Origin of the sequence: Bacillus haikouensis (assembly GCF_013179555.1) — a bacterium.
Lineage (GTDB): Bacteria > Bacillota > Bacilli > Bacillales > Bacillaceae_B > Rossellomorea > Rossellomorea haikouensis_A.
On record NZ_JABMCR010000005.1, the window covers coordinates 1 to 15,983 of the forward strand.

At 40.6% G+C, this 15,983-nt stretch carries 18 protein-coding genes; 14 read left to right on the plus strand and 4 right to left on the minus strand.

Translation table 11 applies throughout. The features are described from left to right. From HP456_RS01085 to HP456_RS01125, 9 genes are all read left to right on the plus strand, one after another. The coding region (locus HP456_RS01085; protein WP_281357932.1) for a helicase C-terminal domain-containing protein at window positions 1-1,222 on the plus strand (1,222 nt) is incomplete at its 5' end. 165 nt (window positions 1,223-1,387) lie between these two features. Further along, the gene (locus HP456_RS01090) at window positions 1,388-2,269 is read left to right on the plus strand and encodes a hypothetical protein (RefSeq protein ID WP_172248167.1); all 882 of its coding nucleotides are present in this window, start codon (window positions 1,388-1,390) and stop codon (window positions 2,267-2,269) included. Between the two features lie 144 nt (window positions 2,270-2,413). Beyond that, window positions 2,414-2,584, plus strand: coding sequence for a YpmA family protein (locus HP456_RS01095; RefSeq protein ID WP_172248168.1), 171 nt, complete (start codon window positions 2,414-2,416; stop codon window positions 2,582-2,584). Between the two features lie 12 nt (window positions 2,585-2,596). Further along, complete coding sequence (locus HP456_RS01100; RefSeq protein WP_172248169.1) at window positions 2,597-3,073, plus strand: cell wall elongation regulator TseB-like domain-containing protein; 477 nt, start codon at window positions 2,597-2,599, stop codon at window positions 3,071-3,073. Window positions 3,074-3,093: 20 nt separating this feature from the next. Further along, entirely contained in the window at window positions 3,094-4,284 is a 1,191-nt protein-coding gene (locus tag HP456_RS01105; protein ID WP_172248170.1) for a pyridoxal phosphate-dependent aminotransferase, read from the plus strand. A gap of 150 nt (window positions 4,285-4,434) precedes the next feature. Next, window positions 4,435-5,727, plus strand: coding sequence for an asparagine--tRNA ligase (gene asnS / locus HP456_RS01110; RefSeq protein ID WP_172248171.1), 1,293 nt, complete (start codon window positions 4,435-4,437; stop codon window positions 5,725-5,727). Between the two features lie 210 nt (window positions 5,728-5,937). After that, window positions 5,938-6,645 (plus strand): DnaD domain-containing protein, encoded by a 708-nt coding sequence (locus HP456_RS01115; protein WP_172248172.1) that lies wholly within the window; start codon window positions 5,938-5,940, stop codon window positions 6,643-6,645. Between the two features lie 93 nt (window positions 6,646-6,738). Next, the gene (nth, locus tag HP456_RS01120; protein ID WP_172248173.1) at window positions 6,739-7,395 is read left to right on the plus strand and encodes an endonuclease III; all 657 of its coding nucleotides are present in this window, start codon (window positions 6,739-6,741) and stop codon (window positions 7,393-7,395) included. After that, a complete protein-coding gene (locus HP456_RS01125) occupies window positions 7,392-7,913 on the plus strand; it encodes a YpoC family protein (protein ID WP_172248174.1) in 522 nt (173 codons plus the stop codon). The genes nth and HP456_RS01125 overlap by 4 nt, the downstream gene beginning before the upstream one ends. A gap of 70 nt (window positions 7,914-7,983) precedes the next feature. Here the strand turns inward: HP456_RS01125 and HP456_RS01130 are convergent, their stop codons facing one another. Further along, window positions 7,984-10,716 carry a transglycosylase domain-containing protein gene (locus HP456_RS01130; protein ID WP_172248175.1) on the minus strand — a complete coding sequence of 911 codons (2,733 nt, stop codon included), beginning with the start codon at window positions 10,714-10,716 and terminating at the stop codon, window positions 7,984-7,986. A gap of 103 nt (window positions 10,717-10,819) precedes the next feature. Next, window positions 10,820-11,422 (minus strand): Holliday junction resolvase RecU, encoded by a 603-nt coding sequence (gene recU, locus HP456_RS01135; protein ID WP_172248176.1) that lies wholly within the window; start codon window positions 11,420-11,422, stop codon window positions 10,820-10,822. A 108-nt stretch (window positions 11,423-11,530) separates the two neighbouring features. Between recU and HP456_RS01140 the strand changes: the two genes are divergently transcribed. From HP456_RS01140 to HP456_RS01150, 3 genes are all read left to right on the plus strand, one after another. Continuing rightward, a complete protein-coding gene (locus HP456_RS01140) occupies window positions 11,531-12,538 on the plus strand; it encodes a DUF2515 family protein (RefSeq protein WP_246288641.1) in 1,008 nt (335 codons plus the stop codon). Window positions 12,539-12,888: 350 nt separating this feature from the next. Then, window positions 12,889-13,134, plus strand: a complete 246-nt coding sequence (locus HP456_RS01145; RefSeq protein WP_172248178.1) for a hypothetical protein — start codon at window positions 12,889-12,891, stop codon at window positions 13,132-13,134. A gap of 69 nt (window positions 13,135-13,203) precedes the next feature. Then, on the plus strand, window positions 13,204-13,557 hold the full coding sequence (locus HP456_RS01150) for a YppE family protein (protein WP_172248179.1): 354 nt from the start codon (window positions 13,204-13,206) through the stop codon (window positions 13,555-13,557). A gap of 40 nt (window positions 13,558-13,597) precedes the next feature. On the opposite strand, the gene yppF is transcribed toward HP456_RS01150, so the two are convergent. Next, entirely contained in the window at window positions 13,598-13,780 is a 183-nt protein-coding gene (yppF, locus tag HP456_RS01155; protein ID WP_172248180.1) for a YppF family protein, read from the minus strand. Window positions 13,781-13,993: 213 nt separating this feature from the next. On the opposite strand from yppF, the gene HP456_RS01160 reads away from it, so the two are divergent. Beyond that, a complete protein-coding gene (locus HP456_RS01160) occupies window positions 13,994-14,455 on the plus strand; it encodes a YppG family protein (protein WP_246288643.1) in 462 nt (153 codons plus the stop codon). Between the two features lie 70 nt (window positions 14,456-14,525). Here the strand turns inward: HP456_RS01160 and HP456_RS01165 are convergent, their stop codons facing one another. Then, window positions 14,526-14,990 (minus strand): Hsp20/alpha crystallin family protein, encoded by a 465-nt coding sequence (locus HP456_RS01165; protein WP_172248181.1) that lies wholly within the window; start codon window positions 14,988-14,990, stop codon window positions 14,526-14,528. A 132-nt stretch (window positions 14,991-15,122) separates the two neighbouring features. On the opposite strand from HP456_RS01165, the gene HP456_RS01170 reads away from it, so the two are divergent. Beyond that, window positions 15,123-15,914 (plus strand): alpha/beta fold hydrolase, encoded by a 792-nt coding sequence (locus HP456_RS01170; protein ID WP_246288644.1) that lies wholly within the window; start codon window positions 15,123-15,125, stop codon window positions 15,912-15,914. Window positions 15,915-15,983 lie beyond the last annotated feature (69 nt).

Below are 15,983 nucleotides of genomic sequence, written 5' to 3' on the forward strand. Positions count from 1 at the left end.
ATTTTATATCGATTTGGAAGAAGCGATGACGGTACTTGGCAATGTGTTTTTCAAGAATGCCAAGAAGAGGACAGGTGCCCAGAAGATACAACTCAGGATATCGGAAGCGATGAAAAAGAGCAGGAGCTGGCAGCCTGTTCAGATGGCAATGGAAAGAGTTATTTCAGGGATGAAATTAATTGACAAACAGTTCCATGAGATCCTCGATACGATAAAATCCAGAAAGTTAAAACTAAAAGACAATGAAAAAGCTCTTGTAGAAGAATTTCACAGTTTCTTAGTTGAATGGGGAGAGCTATATCAGCAGTTCCGAACTGTGTTTCTCAAGGAGATGACGGATTATGTTCTGTGGCTTGACGGGGATACACGTTCCCTGCCAAATAGTCTCATTATTCAGGCTCAGCCAGTAGCAGTGGCTCAAAACCTGAAAGAAGAGCTTTTCACAAAGAAGAAGAGTGTTGTACTTACTTCAGCCACGCTGACAGTCAGTGATTCATTCAGTTATTTTCTGAACGAAATCGGTTTAGAGAAACATGAGATCAATCAGCTTCAGCTTTCTTCCCCTTTTGATTACGATCAGTCTGCTACTTTATTCATCCCGAATGATGTACCGGAGATTCAGCACGTGTCGAATGAGGAGTATATTGAAGGAATAAGCTCTCATTTGATCGGTGTCGCTCAAGCGACAAAAGGGAGAATGCTCATTTTATTCACTTCTTATGATATGTTGAGAAAAACATATGAATTGATGAAAGAGAGCGGACTGCTTGAAGATTATGTCCTGATGGCACAAGGTATCACGTCCGGCAGCAGAACGAGGTTGACAAAGAATTTCCAGAGATTTGATAAAGCCATCTTATTCGGTACCAGCAGTTTCTGGGAGGGCGTGGACATACCGGGGGAAGACCTTTCGTGTCTGGCATTGGTCAGATTGCCATTCTCCCCTCCTGACGAACCCGTCACACAGGCAAAATCTGAAATACTTAAAGCACAGGGGAGAAATCCATTCTCCAGCCATTCCTTGCCGGAAGCTATAATAAGGTTTAAACAAGGGGTAGGAAGGTTAATCAGAAGAAGCAGTGACCGTGGCATTGTCATAGTGTATGACCGCCGGATCAAAACGACTCGTTATGGAAATGCATTCATTCAATCGATCCCGGCAATGAGAGTAAAAGAGGGAGACCTCTATGATTTGATTACGTGGATAGAAGATTGGCTGTGAAATACCTCCGAAGGCGAACCTGGTGTCATGCGATTAATTGCAGGGCATCAGCCTCGTCTTTTTTTGATCGATTCGAAGCCTGCCTGACCAGTCAACTTCTATACTGTTTAAATTTAATACTTTAACACAAGCTAAGGAGTAGATGAATTCTGGGGGCATGGAAATATGAGAGTCGTAATCTGCACGTTTCTATTGTTTAGTATGATTGGACAGGTCAGTGTTGGAGTCAAGATCCCTGAGGTTGACCTTAATTTATCACAAAGCGAATATGCCATCAGCTTTTTGCCTTTGAAGAAAGGTGAGGTTGCAGTGCTGCATTTGCCTACCGGCGAGGAATATCTGATTAACACTGGACCGCTTTCACAACTTGAAGAACTGATTTATTATGTGAATCAATTGAAAATCAAAGAAATCGAAGGGATAATCCTGACGGAGGAATCAGAAATACATAAAGATACCATTCTTAAGCTCAAGAAGAAATATTCAATTAAACAAATTATAGCGGGAGCTTCTTTTTCAGGTGAACTTGGAGGGGCATTGAGCGGGACAGAGAGTCTGACAGAAGGAGAAACTTATCCTCTGTCCAAGGAACTTTCACTGGAAGTGGTCCATGAAGGGAATGAAAAGCAGGAGGGGCTGGACTTCTCTCTTACTTTTTTTCAACATCGTTTCTTATGGCTGAGTTCTCAATCCAGGCACGCTGAAGATGTTTTCATGTCAAAGCCATTGAAAAATGTAAATATTGTAAAAATCCCGCTTCATTCAAAGACGGAGTGCATATCAGACCCGTTAATCAAACATATTGATCCGCAGACTGCGCTGCTATACCGTTCGAAAGAGAAGTTATTAAATGGCGACTTGCTGGAAGCGATAAATGAAGCGTGGATTGACCTTTACTTAACAGGGCAGCACGGGTTAATTTCGATAAAATTCAACAGAAGTAATTATGAAGTGATCACCTTTGATCAATACGATGCTGCCTTTCATGCACAAGAAGGTCAGGATGATCCTGCCGTAAGCTTTAAGATTGTAAAAGGAAAAGAATGAAAAAGATTTTTAGTTTCTGTCTACCAAATCCGAGGCTAATGTTGTTATAATGTGTGTAGTGTTTATTGAAATGGGTGAAAGCAGACCGGTTTGATGCTCACCCATTCAACATAGAGATGGTCAGAAGGTGAAGGGGGAAGTGCATTGGAGAGCAAAATCGAAATTCTTTCCACAGTTCGAGTTTCTTATACAGATGATTTATATAAAATAGTGGATGCTTTGAATAGAACATTAAAAAAAGATGATTACATGTTTGGTTTAGCCTTGGATCCTGAGGATCAAAGTCAGGCTATACTGACCATTTATCGTACATAAAGAGGAATATTTATGAAAAAGTGGATAAGTATTATTATGGCGGCTGCCGTCATCGTGATCTGTACGGCTTCAGTCCTTCTGTATCAAACCGCAAGAGCTCCTGTAGAGGAAGAATTTGAACAGGCTTCCAAACGTGTATTGGAAGAGACGCCCATAAAAGAAATAGAGAAAGCAAGCAATTACCATGGAGCCAAAGCTTATACAGTGGTTATCGGCAAGGACAGAAACAAAGAAAAAATGGTTGCTTTCGTCCCTGAAAAAAAAGGGGAAATAATCGTCAAAAAATGGGCGGATGGCATTTCAAAAGAACAGGCAATTAATAAACTAAATGATGAAAAGAACCCGGAAGAAATATTATCAGTGAGAATTGGCCATGAATCAGTTGGCCCGGTATGGGAAATTACGTACTTGGACAGTCAGAAAAATCTCAATTATTTTTATATGCTATTCTCCAATGGGGAATGGTGGAAGAAAATTGAAAACCTATAACTATTAGGAGGAACCCATCGATGAATCTATCTTTAGCCAACAGAGTGAGTGCATTAACACCTTCTACAACCTTGGCGATCACTGCGAAAGCAAAGGAAATGAAAGCACAGGGGATTGACGTAATCGGGCTGGGAGCTGGTGAACCAGATTTCAACACACCGCAGCACATCATCCAGGCAGCATACGAGTCACTAATAGAAGGGCACACTAAATATACTCCTTCTGGAGGTACTGCTCAACTGAAAGAAGCTGTGATCAATAAATTCAAGCAAGACCAAAATCTGACCTACAAACCTTCAGAAATTATCGTAACGAGCGGAGCGAAACATGCCTTATACACCTTATTTCAAGTGTTGCTGAATGAAGGGGATGAAGTGATCATCCCAACACCATATTGGGTAAGTTACCCGGAACAAGTTAAGCTCGCAGGCGGAAATCCTGTTATCGTAGAAGGCAGACAAGAGAATTCGTACAAAATTACACCTGAACAATTAACTGACTCCATTACGGAAAAAACAAAAGCTGTCATCATCAACTCTCCCAGCAATCCAACGGGTATGGTCTATTCCTCTGAGGAATTGAAAGCAATCGGTCAAGTGTGTTTGGAGAAGAATATTCTGATCGTTTCAGATGAAATCTATGAAAAGCTCATATATGATGGGAATAGTCACACTTCCATTGCAGAAATTTCGGAAGATTTAAAGGAACAGACGATCATTATCAATGGTGTTTCGAAGTCGCACTCCATGACGGGATGGAGAATTGGTTATGCTGCAGGGAATGAAACGATCATTAAAGCTATGACAAACCTTGCCAGCCATTCAACCTCCAACCCTACAACTACATCTCAATACGGTGCGGTGGCAGCGTACATGGGCGATCAGCAGCCTGTGGAAGTAATGAGAAAGTCATTTGAAGAACGTCTGAATATTGTATTTGAAAAACTGAACAATATCCCTGGATTTGACTGCTTAAAGCCTCAAGGCGCATTTTATTTGTTCCCCAATGTAAAAGAGGCTGCCCGTTTGACCGGATATGACAATGTAGACATTTTCGTTCAAGCCCTTTTAGAAGATGCGAATGTAGCAGTTATTCCAGGATCGGGATTCGGTTCGGAAGATAACATCCGCTTATCTTACGCTACGAGCCTTGAGCAAATTGAAAAGGCAATCGAAAGAATACATGAGTTTGTCTTAAGCAAAAGTAAATAAGTGAAGGACGGGCAGATCGGCAGACCACGGTCTGCTCTTTTCCTTGAGCATATAGCTGTTTTATGCTATCTATTGCGACAAGGTGGCTCGAAATGTATAATATAATACGATACATACAGCGTCTTAGTTTTTTTTGGAGGGAATAAAAACGTGAAAACAACAATTTCTCAAGTAAATAAGTTTGTTGGTGAAGAGGTTACGATCGGTGCCTGGCTTGCCAATAAGCGTTCAAGTGGTAAAATTGCGTTTCTACAGCTTCGGGATGGAACAGGATTCATTCAGGGAGTAGTAGTCAAGAGTGAGGTAGAAGAAGAAATCTTTCAAAAAGCAAAATCGCTTGCACAGGAAACTTCCTTATATGTGACAGGTATTGTTTCTGAAGATTCACGCTCACCGTTTGGCTATGAATTACAAGTGAAGTCAATGGAAGTCATCCACGAAGCGGTTGATTATCCAATTACCCCCAAGGAACATGGTACAGAATTTCTTATGGATCACCGTCACTTATGGCTGCGTTCCCGTAAACAGCATGCTGTGATGAAGGTCCGAAATGAAATCATCCGTGCCACGTATGCATTCTTTAATCAGGAAGGGTTCGTCAAAGTTGACCCGCCTATTCTAACAGGCAGTGCTCCTGAAGGAACGACGGAATTATTTGCAACAAAATATTTTGAAGAGGATGCTTATCTTTCTCAAAGTGGACAATTATATATGGAAGCTGCAGCGATGGCACTTGGTAAAGTCTTTTCTTTTGGACCGACGTTCAGAGCAGAAAAATCCAAAACACGCCGTCATCTGATTGAGTTTTGGATGATTGAACCTGAAATGGCTTTCTATGACTTCAAGGACAGCCTGGAAGTCCAGGAACAATATGTATCGTTTATCGTTCAATCAGTCCTGGAAAACTGTAAGCTTGAATTAGAACGGTTAGGAAGGGATACTTCCAAATTGGAACAGATTAAAGCTCCATTCCCAAGAATTACGTATGATGATGCTGTCAAGCTTCTTCATGAAAAAGGATTCAACGATATAAATTGGGGAGATGATTTCGGGGCACCTCACGAAACAGCAATCGCTGAAACATATGACAAGCCTGTCTTCATCACCCATTATCCGACCTCTTTAAAGCCTTTCTACATGCAGCCAGATCCGGATCGTGAAGATGTAGTGCTGTGTGCCGACCTTATAGCTCCAGAAGGATACGGAGAAATCATCGGCGGCTCTGAACGTATTCATGATGCAGAACTTATGAAAAAGCGTATCGAAGAGCATGAATTGGCATCGGATGCGTATAAGTGGTATTTGGAACTAAGAGAATATGGTTCAGTCCCACATTCAGGATTCGGACTTGGACTTGAAAGAACAGTAGCATGGATCAGTGGAGTTGAACATGTACGGGAAACAATTCCATTCCCTCGTCTATTAAACCGTCTATATCCATAAGTTTTTTTCAGGCCGGCTTTACTGCAGAAATGCAGCATAAAGTCGGCATTTTTTTATGGAACATTTTATTGGTTCTGAATTGTTGCATGGAAAAATCAACACCTTATTCAATGTTCTATAAGTAATAAAAAGTGTTAAAAAATTCTTCTGGACACATCCATATCGACATAGATGATAAGCATGATATACTTAAAGAGAGGTGTGCCGAATATGGATTATAAACAATTGATGGTGTCCTGGATTGAAGAAGGGACCCTTAACATTCCGCAATTATTATTAACGAATTATCATACGCTGGGACTTAATGAATCTGAATTTGTCCTGCTGCTGCATATTTACGGACAGATAGAAAAAGGGAATTATTTTCCCACACCTGAAGAACTTTCGGAACATATGAGTATTTCTTCGGAATATTGTTCTTCCACCTTAAGGAAGTTGATGCAGCATCAATTCTTGGCGATTGAAGAAGGTTCGTCGCCAGAAGGGATATTATTTGAGAGATATTCACTTGCCCCATTATGGGAAAAGCTTGCCGATTTTGTTATTCAAGCGTCCAAGATGAAGAAAATGCAGAAATCAATGGAAGAAGAAGCCGACATCTATTCGATATTCGAACAGGAATTCGGCCGTCCCTTATCACCTCTCGAGTGTGAGACGCTGGCTATGTGGCTTGATCAGGATGAGCATAATTCCACCATCATCAAAGCTGCTTTGCGTGAAGCGGTTATTTCAGGAAAATTGAATTTCAGGTACATTGACCGCATTCTATTTGAATGGAAGAAAAATGGCGTAAAAACGATTGAGGATGCACGCAATCAAAGTCAAAAGTTCAGACCGCATCAAAAACCAACTGCCCGCCATGATGATGATATGCCAAAGAGAAAATCGGTTCCTTTCTATAATTGGCTGGAGCAATAACAAAAAGGCAAAGGGACTGACCCGAACAGGGGCAGTCCCTTTGATAGTGTATGCAGCAAACGAATTTGAATCAGAGTGAGGAGAAGATAAAGAGTGTTGAATAATAAATCTGTCCAAATCTGCCTGGAAGAAATGAGAAAAATGTTTCCTGATGCGCACTGTGAATTGCGCCATGATAATCCATTTGAGCTGGTGATCGCAGTTTTGCTTTCTGCTCAGTGCACAGATGCCTTAGTGAATAAAGTAACGAAGAACTTATTCGAAAAATATAAATCCCCACAGGATTATTTAAATGTCTCTTTGGAAGAACTCCAGCAGGATATCCGTTCCATCGGCCTATTTCGAAACAAAGCAAAGAACATCCAGAAGTTGTGCAAGATTCTTTTAGATGAACATCAGGGAGAAGTACCTGTAGAACATTCAGAGCTAGTTAAACTTCCGGGGGTAGGAAGGAAGACGGCAAATGTAGTGGTGTCGGTAGCATTCGGTGAACCAGCACTTGCAGTGGATACCCATGTTGAGAGAGTAAGTAAACGCCTGGGAATCTGCAGGTGGAAAGATAGCGTCCTTGAAGTTGAAAACACATTAATGAGAAAGATTCCCAGGGAAGAATGGTCTGAAACTCACCATCGCTTGATTTTCTTTGGTAGATACCACTGTAAAGCCCAGTCCCCGCAATGTGATATTTGTCCGCTGCTGGATTTATGCCGTGAAGGCCAGAAAAGAATGAAGAAGAAGGAAAAGATATGACGGCCGTACTTCTGAAAGTTCCGGAGCAACTGTTTGATCCTTACTTCTTTGGGGACAATGAAGTTTATGTCTGTCCTGAACGATATATGGAGGAAGAGCATTTCTTTGCGTATGAAGTTCTGTATTACAATGGGATAAAGAAGAAGTACTTACCCTGGCTATATCGAGACAAAGTGGTTAAAGATGTTATAGACAGCTGGAATAAAGAACAAGGAACCATCAAGGAAAAATATAAATCCCGAGATAAATCGGTACAGAACCATATGAAAAAAGGAATTGCTTTATTCTATATGCTGTTGTTCTGGAGTAATTCAGTACCGGTCTCACTAAGAGAGTGGCATCTTGATTGCAAGGATCTATCGCTGAAACCGGTGAATGTTGAAGAGAGAGTAACTTTTATCAGGCAAAACACAAAACTTTATCATTCTTATGTACAGCTGACAGAATTATTCCAGGAGCAGTATAAGCAGGTGGCGAAGGATCGGGCAATCATTAACTTAAAAAAGAACATAGAATAAGGCAGCCGGGATTATCCCGAGCTGCCTTATTCTATGTTCTTATTGATTAAATAATCCATACGGAGAGGAATCAGGGAGAAACGCCGCTTTCACCATTGGTACCATCCCCGGTGCCGCCACCGGTGCCGTCTCCCGTATCATCCCCGGTCCCATCTCCATTACCAGTGCCGTCACCGGCACCACCTTCTCCTGGATCGGTTCCGTCACCATCTGAAGGGGGATTATCTCCTTCTTCATCGCCGGTATTGCCTTCACTGTCATCTTGGCCATTGCCGTCATCTTGGCCATTGTCGTCTCCTTGGCCATTACCGTCTCCTTGGCCATTACCATTTCCCTGGCCATTACCGTTTCCTTGGCCGTTTCCATTACCCTGTCCATCACCATTTTCCTGCTCATTTCCATTTTCTTCATCGTCTTCATTATCGCCGCCATCCACATTCACATTTACAGTGGCAGGATCACTTCGCTGGTCACCCTTGATAGCAACAACTTCAAAGGTTAATGTGCCGGTGGATGTAATATTTTCTACGTTAAGGCCGTTTTTATCGGTTGTTGTGAGCGTTTGTTTATCAGCACCATTAATCAATACTGAAACTTCAAATGTAACGCCGTCTTTTTTCTTTTTATCATAGTCCCAGGCAAGGGTAATCGTTTTGTCATTTTTATTGAATTTACCTTTCAGGCTTTTTGGTGCATCGAGTTTATCGAACTCTTGGGAAACCTTTGTAGGTTCTGTTCCTTTTACGAATAGTTCAGTGATGATTTTATCATCAGGAGTGTAATCGCTCGGCAGTTTGGCCGGGATGCTTCCTTCTTCAACCTGAACTTCGACCACGCTGCCTGGTTTCTTGAAGTCTGGTGTATCAACACCATCATGTACATAGCTCATTAAGTCTTTGACGATATATTGGGCGATATGCCGGTCAGAGGGGCTTAATGAGAATTTGTTTGGTTGATCATATCCCGTCCATACAGCTGCTGTGTAATTGGTCGTATAACCGACAAACCATGAATCGGGAGCATGTGATTTAGGAATATTATTTGCTTCACGTGTTTTTTGATCATAGTTGGTCGTTCCTGATTTACCTGCCATCGGTAATCCTGGTACCTTAGCGTATAAGCCGGTGCCTCTTGGATGATCTATGACACTCTTCAGCATATCTGAAATCATGTAGGCAGTATATTCTTTCATTGCAGGTTCAGGTTTATTATCGTTTTTAATTTCTGTTTCTCCATCACGAAGGACCACTTTTTTTACAGCATGAGGCTTATTATAGATTCCTTCATTACCAAACGGGGCATACGCACCTGCCATCTGGACAGAGTTCATACCCGGTGAAACGGCACCGATTGAAGCAGATTCGTAATAATGGTCGAAATCAAGTCCAAGACGGTTTACGAATTCTTCTGCTTTTTCAGGTCCAACTTCCTGGAATGCTTTTAAGGCAGTAACATTACGGGAATCCCATAAAGCCTCCCGTATTGAGATGGCGCCTTTATGCTGCATATCATAGTTGTTGATCTCAGGACCATCCGTGTATTTATATGGTTCATCCTTCAAGATATGATATGTCGACCATTTCAAGTATTCAACAGCAGGACCATAATCAAGCAGCGGCTTGATTGTTGAACCGGGCTGGCGTTTTGTATCAATCGCATAGTTAAAACCGCGTTGTACTTGTTCCTCGGTATCTCTTCCGCCTCCAATTGCGCGGATCTCCCCGGTTTGGGTATCCATCAAGGTAATGCCGGCCTGCATGATGCCGCCTTCTTGATCTGGATAATTGAAACTAGTGGCTTCACCTGCCAGAATTTGTTCAACACGTTTCTGGGCATTCGGATCTAACGTTGTATAAACCTTAAGTCCATCCGAAAATAAATTATATTCTCCCATTTTTTCGACTTCATCAATAACGGCGTCTACATATGCCGGATATTTATTTCCATTTTCTGCTTCCAATTTTTCTTTAGACACCAGACCTTCTTTAATAGGTATCTTTTGGGCTTGTTCTTTTTCTTTTTCAGTAATTTTCCCGTGCTGTGCCATCAGTGACAGGACGATATTTCGTCTTTTTTCTGCACTTTCAGGATGATTAAACGGATTATAATTGTTTGGGCTTTGCGGCAGACCTGCTATCAGGGCTGCTTCATGAAGTTTTATGTCCTTAATTTCCTTGCCATAGTAATAGTCTGCTGCAGTCGCCATACCATGGATGCCTGCTGACATATAGACCTTGTTGAAATACATTTCAAAGATCTCTTCTTTTGTATATTCCTGTTCCAGCTTAATTGCCAGCCATGCTTCCTGTGCTTTTCTCTTCAGTGTTTTATCAGGGCTGAGGAAAGATCCCTTAATGACCTGTTGAGTGATGGTAGATGCACCCTCAGAACCGAAACCGCTTGTAATATTAGCGATCACTGCCCCGCCCAGACGGATGAGGTCAATCCCGTTATGCTTATAGAAACGGTTATCTTCAGTTGCAAGGACAGCATCCTGCATGACTTTGGGAATCTCATCGAAATTGGCATATTCCCTGTTTTCCTTACCGACAGTTGTAATCAATTCGCCATTCATATCATAAATCTCTGATGCTATCGGATCTTTCAATAATTTTTCATCCAGCTTCGGTGCACTCGATGCATAATAGGCAAATAATCCCGCACCTGCGAGCATCCCTATGATTCCTATAATGAATAAAGAAATGATGACACGTTTTACCATGGATCTCTTTTTATTCTTAGGCTTTTTTGTTTTTTGCTGGGCTAGACGCTTTTCTTCCCGTGACTTATATTGACCAGCCATATTGTTTCCTCGCTTTCAATCTTCTGTCTTTTTAGTATTGTCTAAGTTTTAAATTCTACTACTGCTAATGAGATAAACTATAGACTATCTCATTTTTTTATATCTAAAAATACAACCGATGGACTATTTTTAAATAATCCACCCGGGGATGAAGCCCCAAAGGGATTTTATAGCCTGATTCTACAATTTCATTTTTCCGAATTGATTTTCTTCCTCCGTTCATCATCCGGTCCCAATAGGTTTTCAAGGCTTCAAAAGGAAGTAAATATACTTCTTCTGATAAGGAGAACCGAAGTAATACGAAGGTGATGCCATCCTGGATAAAGACACTCTCCATATGGCTGATTTGATGTTCATGGAAATTTTGAAGGGGAAAGGAGGTTTTGTTCTTTGTTTCCTTTGCTTCAAAATCTATATATCTGCTTTTATAAACCCCATTGTAATCTGTTGTGGAAGGCTGCTTGAAGTATGCTTCCTTAATCACTGCTGCACTTCGGGTTGGATAATGGACATCAACAATTTGGACTGGAGTCGGCTTTTTATGGATAACGGCAGTTTTATGGGCAAGATAATACTCATTGGTTTCATTTATATCCTCCTCCAAAGTCATCCCGCGATTACTGTAAGAGACTTGTTTAAAACTCTTATTTTCAGAAGGAGATTTCGTTCCCATATACTTTTTCCCATTAGGGTAATGGAATTTCATGGCAATGCACCTCGCAGACTAAACTATATCATAACAGAAACCACTCCAATTTGTGTGAATAATTCATTACAAATTCCTTAAGATATGACTAAAGGAGAAGAGGAATACATGGATGAATTCAATGATGCTTATCGCTTATTACCCTATATTTCTGATTTCAAACGCAAGAGTGATCTGGTTGATGTGCTCAAATGCCTCATTCTTCGGCACAATCAAGATAATATAACAAGGACAATCGCTTATCAAAAATTTTATCTTCTCCATCCTGAAATCAAATGGGCGTTTCTCGCATCGATGGTATCACGCAACGCGGGCTGGAACATGACGGATTTGGAGAGTGAAACCTTTAAAGTCCTGCTGCCGTCTGAATCTAGGAAGAATCTTTTTATGACGTATGAAAGGGCAAATTGGTCCATTTTCCAGGATGCCTTTCCGCAACTCCTCATCTATCATTATTCGACGTTATTCAAAGAGAAGATGTTTCACCTGCTGAAGGAATTTCATGTTTCTTCTTTTATGGAGGATGAATGGAAGCGATTCTGGGAAACCGGAAATGAAGAGAGGCTGGTGCAATCTCAGATTATAAATGAGCAAAACCTAATACAGCGTCCGGTCATTGAACACCCTGTTTATAGAAAAAAGGTTTTCCGATCGGGTTTGTTCTTTATTGAAGATCATCTTCATTTTTGTTCAGTAGTTTTTCCCACAGTCAATGGTGAGCTAATCGGAGCAAGCGTTCACGACTTCAGGAATGTGAATGAGCGTATCAGATTGGGGAATATATTATTTCGATTGTTATTTCATAAAGATCATCATTCATCTCTTAAAGAGTTTGCCATGAAGGTGACACCTACAGGTTCCAGAAATGATTATGAATATTATTGCGACCCTGCTATGGTCAGGACGAATACCCCGACACTAACGAGTGTCTACCATAAAGTGAATCATCATTGGGAGATGAAAAGTGATTGGTCCTCCAATACAACTGTAAAAAATGACTGGTATGAGAAACCAATCATGCCGAAAAATTCATGCATGGCTAAATGGTTTTCCCATAAACAGAAGCAGTTGAAGAAAGCAGCGTGGCTGAAGGCAATAGTTACAGGAAAAAGATAAGAACTGCCCGTATAAAACGAGGCAGTTCTTTAGGTTATAAAAAATTAATTTACGTGGACGGTCTGTTTTCGCCTTCAAGCTTTGGGTTGCCTTTTGATGCTTTTGTCTGATGCTGGTTTGATTCAGCAGGTTGTTTAGAGTTCTTATTCTTATGTGTTTTCATGTGAACACCTCCGTTACTATTATTTGAGCTTTGACATGATTTATTCAGCAGCTGTCGAATAATAACATCGCGGTTGTCCTAATGGCACTTTCTTTGACGAAACCCTTCTAGTTTTGTCAGGGAGGAAGGTAAAGGATCTTTGGGGGAGAATAACTTATTAAATCCAAAAAATCCGGGGGGAAGAAGCATGCTTCCAAAACAAGATATTATGTTAAAACTGGCCGAAATTGAAGAAAGCTTAAATCAGCTTGAACAAAGTGTATATGATAGAATTTCAATGGAGGAAAAGGTAGAAGGATCGAAACTGGCCGGGAGAATTGAAGAGATTGAAGGAAAACTTTCTGCAATTGAAAGCAGGACAGACGCCATCTTAAATAAAAGAGACCATTCATTTGTACGGCAGAAGCTTGAATTATCTTACAAGACATCATAAACTTACTTATATAAGTAGCATATCATGCTACTTTTTATTTTTGACTTACGGCCCCCTGGAGGTTTTTTCTTGGAACAACTAAAACATGTAACCGCAGACCTGCTTGTCTCAGTGGAACAAATGATGAATGAATATAAAGAAAGACGCAGGACGAAAGAAAAAGGAGATTTCTATAAGGAAGTCAAACCTTTCGCGGATCAAGTGAAAAACTTAAATGATCAATGGAAGGAGCTCTCTCTTGAATGGATCAGGGCAGATCGTCCAAAGCATCTTCACTTTCCACAGATCATGAATACGTACGATAATATTGAAATGCTTTCTGTACATTGTTTCTTCCCGGAATCGAGTTATAACCGTTTTATCAGCCATCATCAATCCGTTCATTATGTATTACAGACTGTCCTTGACGAACTGAATGAATAGAAGAAGGGCTTCCCCGCGGGAAGCCCTTTCGTAGACCCATTTAGAGTGTAGGAACTGCACCGCTGCCGATGCCGCTTATTTGCTTTATAAGTTCTTTATAGTTTTGCAGAGAAATTTCATTTGAAATATAGAGTTTTTTTGTCAACGTAAGAAGCTCGTGCACATCGGTTGTCTCATGCTGTTTCTGATGCTCATACTTTTTTAACAATTCACTAAAGTTCATTCTCATTCCTCCCAATACTTTGATTTCATAACATGCTAAAAGAGGGACCCTCTATTAATTATCCTACCATAGATAGCCTTTTCTTGAAGTTGTTAGAATAGTGTAACTTCCGACATTTTTTGTGAATTTGTCGAAAATATTTTATAGGTTTCTTCACCATATGTCTCATTGTTTCATACTGTGTAGTAACTGTTATTAGTAAGGGGGCTTAGTATGAATTCACATCGTTTTCCTCACCGCTATCCGAATTATTATCCTTATCCGTTTCCCCATCCTGCCAGTCACAATTTGGGGCAAATGGGTAACTACCAAACGCAGGGGGAAGGGCAGCATTTTCCTCCTTTCCATTATTCTCCGGATCCTGTCCGTCCAACCAGCCAACTCAACCAAGCAGGCTACACGAATCCATATTTTGAAAATCCTCTTCAGCACGAAGAATATAACCCGTATCAAATGAAGGCGATGCAGCAGCAGTCATACGCAAATCCTTATCCAAAAGCATCATTCATGGCAAAGAAATCTAATTCCGGGATGGGTACGATCATGAATTCGTTCAAATCGCAGGATGGTTCATTTGACTTCAACAAAGTAATGAATACAGCAGGACAGATGATGGGAACGGTGAATCAAGTGTCTTCACTCGTAAAAGGTCTGGGAGGAATGTTTAAGTTATAAGAGAAAGAGCAGCTGAACCCAGCTGCTCTTATTACTTTAAGTCCGTATATCGTTTCGAGCGCATAATGCATCATTCAATACTGATTTTTCTTCCGGTTTGTTTCTCCACTTTTATTTGTAACAAACCATCCTTGTAGGATGCTTTCACATCTTTATCATTTACCAAAGAAGGGAATGGGATGGTCCTGCTGCTCCTGTTCATGGATTGTTTTTTCCTGATTACTTGATTGTTTTTATTTTCTTCGGAATAGTGCTCCATATTCGTGATTGTAATCGTGACAAAGTTTGGGAATACTTCCAGGTTGATTTGCTCTTTCTTCACTCCGGGAAGCTCAGCAGTTACCAAGTAAAAATCTTCCAGTTCTTTAAATTCAACAGGGAAAGAATTAAATGGATTGGAGGCGGATGTGAAAAATTCATCAATACTCTGCAGCATCCCTTTCATCGGTTTTTCATGAAAGAATTCATTCATTGAGTGCATAAGATCCCCAAATCCTTTTTTCCTTGAAGAATCATCTGAAAAATGTTTTGCCATGGATGGTATCTCCTTTCGGGACAGATCTTTTCATAATTAATGTATGAACTCATTAAGTAAGTGTGCCTATCTCATTGTTTAAAAAAATGTCAGAGAGGAAATATATAAGCATTATCCATAAAGGGGGAAAAGATGATGGAAAAGCAACACGTAGGTGAATTTGATTTAGCTTTTCAAGATCGCGGCGAAGGTGAAGATACAGTCATACTTCTTCATGGTTTTTGCGGAAGTTCCGCTTATTGGCAAGATATCATTCCTTTGCTGGATTCGTCCCGCGTCATCACAATTGACCTGAGAGGTCATGGTAAATCAGGTATAAGCGATTCCCCATTCAGTATTGAAGATATGGCTAAAGATATTCATTATTTCATGGACCAGAAACAGTTGGAAAATGTATATATATTCGGCCATTCCTTAGGCGGGTACGTGACCCTGGCAATTGCGGAACTGTATCGGGAAAAGTTAAAAGGGTTCGGTCTTATCCATTCCACAGTGCTGCCTGACAATGTTGAAGCAAAGGAAAATCGATTAAAATCGATTGCAGTGATCAAAGAAAATGGACTTAACACATTTGTGGATGACCTCGCACCAAAACTATTCAACCCGAATAAATTAAATGTCCTGAAAGATGAAATCCGGTTAACGAAAGAGATCGGGTACGAGACAAGCCCGGTTGGAGCCGTTGAAACCCTGAAGGCAATGAGAAACAGAAAAGACCGTTCCGCTGCAATTAACAATAATAATACACCAGTTCTTCTAATAGCAGGTGAACATGACCAAATCATCCCGAAAGAAAACGTCTTCCAAGAGGAAGCACCTCATATTCATACCGAAGTGCTGTCTGAATCCGGCCACATGAGTCTGTTTGAACAACCTGAAAAGCTTGCTTATATAATAAAAGAATTTATTAATCAGAAACAATGAATAAAAAAATCCGGCGCAGCCATTGCCGGATTTTTTTATTTTTACTTTCGAACATAGATTCGATAAAAT

Excerpts from the sequence above, each read along its gene's own strand:
- yppF (WP_172248180.1), bottom strand. The coding sequence starts at position 13,780 with ATGAACTTTAGTGAATTGTTAAAAAAGTATGAGCATCAGAAACAGCAT.
- HP456_RS01100 (WP_172248169.1), top strand. The coding sequence starts at position 2,597 with ATGAAAAAGTGGATAAGTATTATTATGGCGGCTGCCGTCATCGTGATC.
- HP456_RS01090 (WP_172248167.1), top strand. The coding sequence starts at position 1,388 with ATGAGAGTCGTAATCTGCACGTTTCTATTGTTTAGTATGATTGGACAG.
- HP456_RS01140 (WP_246288641.1), top strand. The coding sequence starts at position 11,531 with ATGGATGAATTCAATGATGCTTATCGCTTATTACCCTATATTTCTGAT.
- HP456_RS01130 (WP_172248175.1), bottom strand. The coding sequence starts at position 10,716 with ATGGCTGGTCAATATAAGTCACGGGAAGAAAAGCGTCTAGCCCAGCAA.
- HP456_RS01160 (WP_246288643.1), top strand. The coding sequence starts at position 13,994 with ATGAATTCACATCGTTTTCCTCACCGCTATCCGAATTATTATCCTTAT.
- HP456_RS01125 (WP_172248174.1), top strand. The coding sequence starts at position 7,392 with ATGACGGCCGTACTTCTGAAAGTTCCGGAGCAACTGTTTGATCCTTAC.
- HP456_RS01170 (WP_246288644.1), top strand. The coding sequence starts at position 15,123 with ATGATGGAAAAGCAACACGTAGGTGAATTTGATTTAGCTTTTCAAGAT.
- recU (WP_172248176.1), bottom strand. The coding sequence starts at position 11,422 with ATGAAATTCCATTACCCTAATGGGAAAAAGTATATGGGAACGAAATCT.
- HP456_RS01165 (WP_172248181.1), bottom strand. The coding sequence starts at position 14,990 with ATGGCAAAACATTTTTCAGATGATTCTTCAAGGAAAAAAGGATTTGGG.
- HP456_RS01145 (WP_172248178.1), top strand. The coding sequence starts at position 12,889 with ATGCTTCCAAAACAAGATATTATGTTAAAACTGGCCGAAATTGAAGAA.
- HP456_RS01105 (WP_172248170.1), top strand. The coding sequence starts at position 3,094 with ATGAATCTATCTTTAGCCAACAGAGTGAGTGCATTAACACCTTCTACA.
- HP456_RS01115 (WP_172248172.1), top strand. The coding sequence starts at position 5,938 with ATGGATTATAAACAATTGATGGTGTCCTGGATTGAAGAAGGGACCCTT.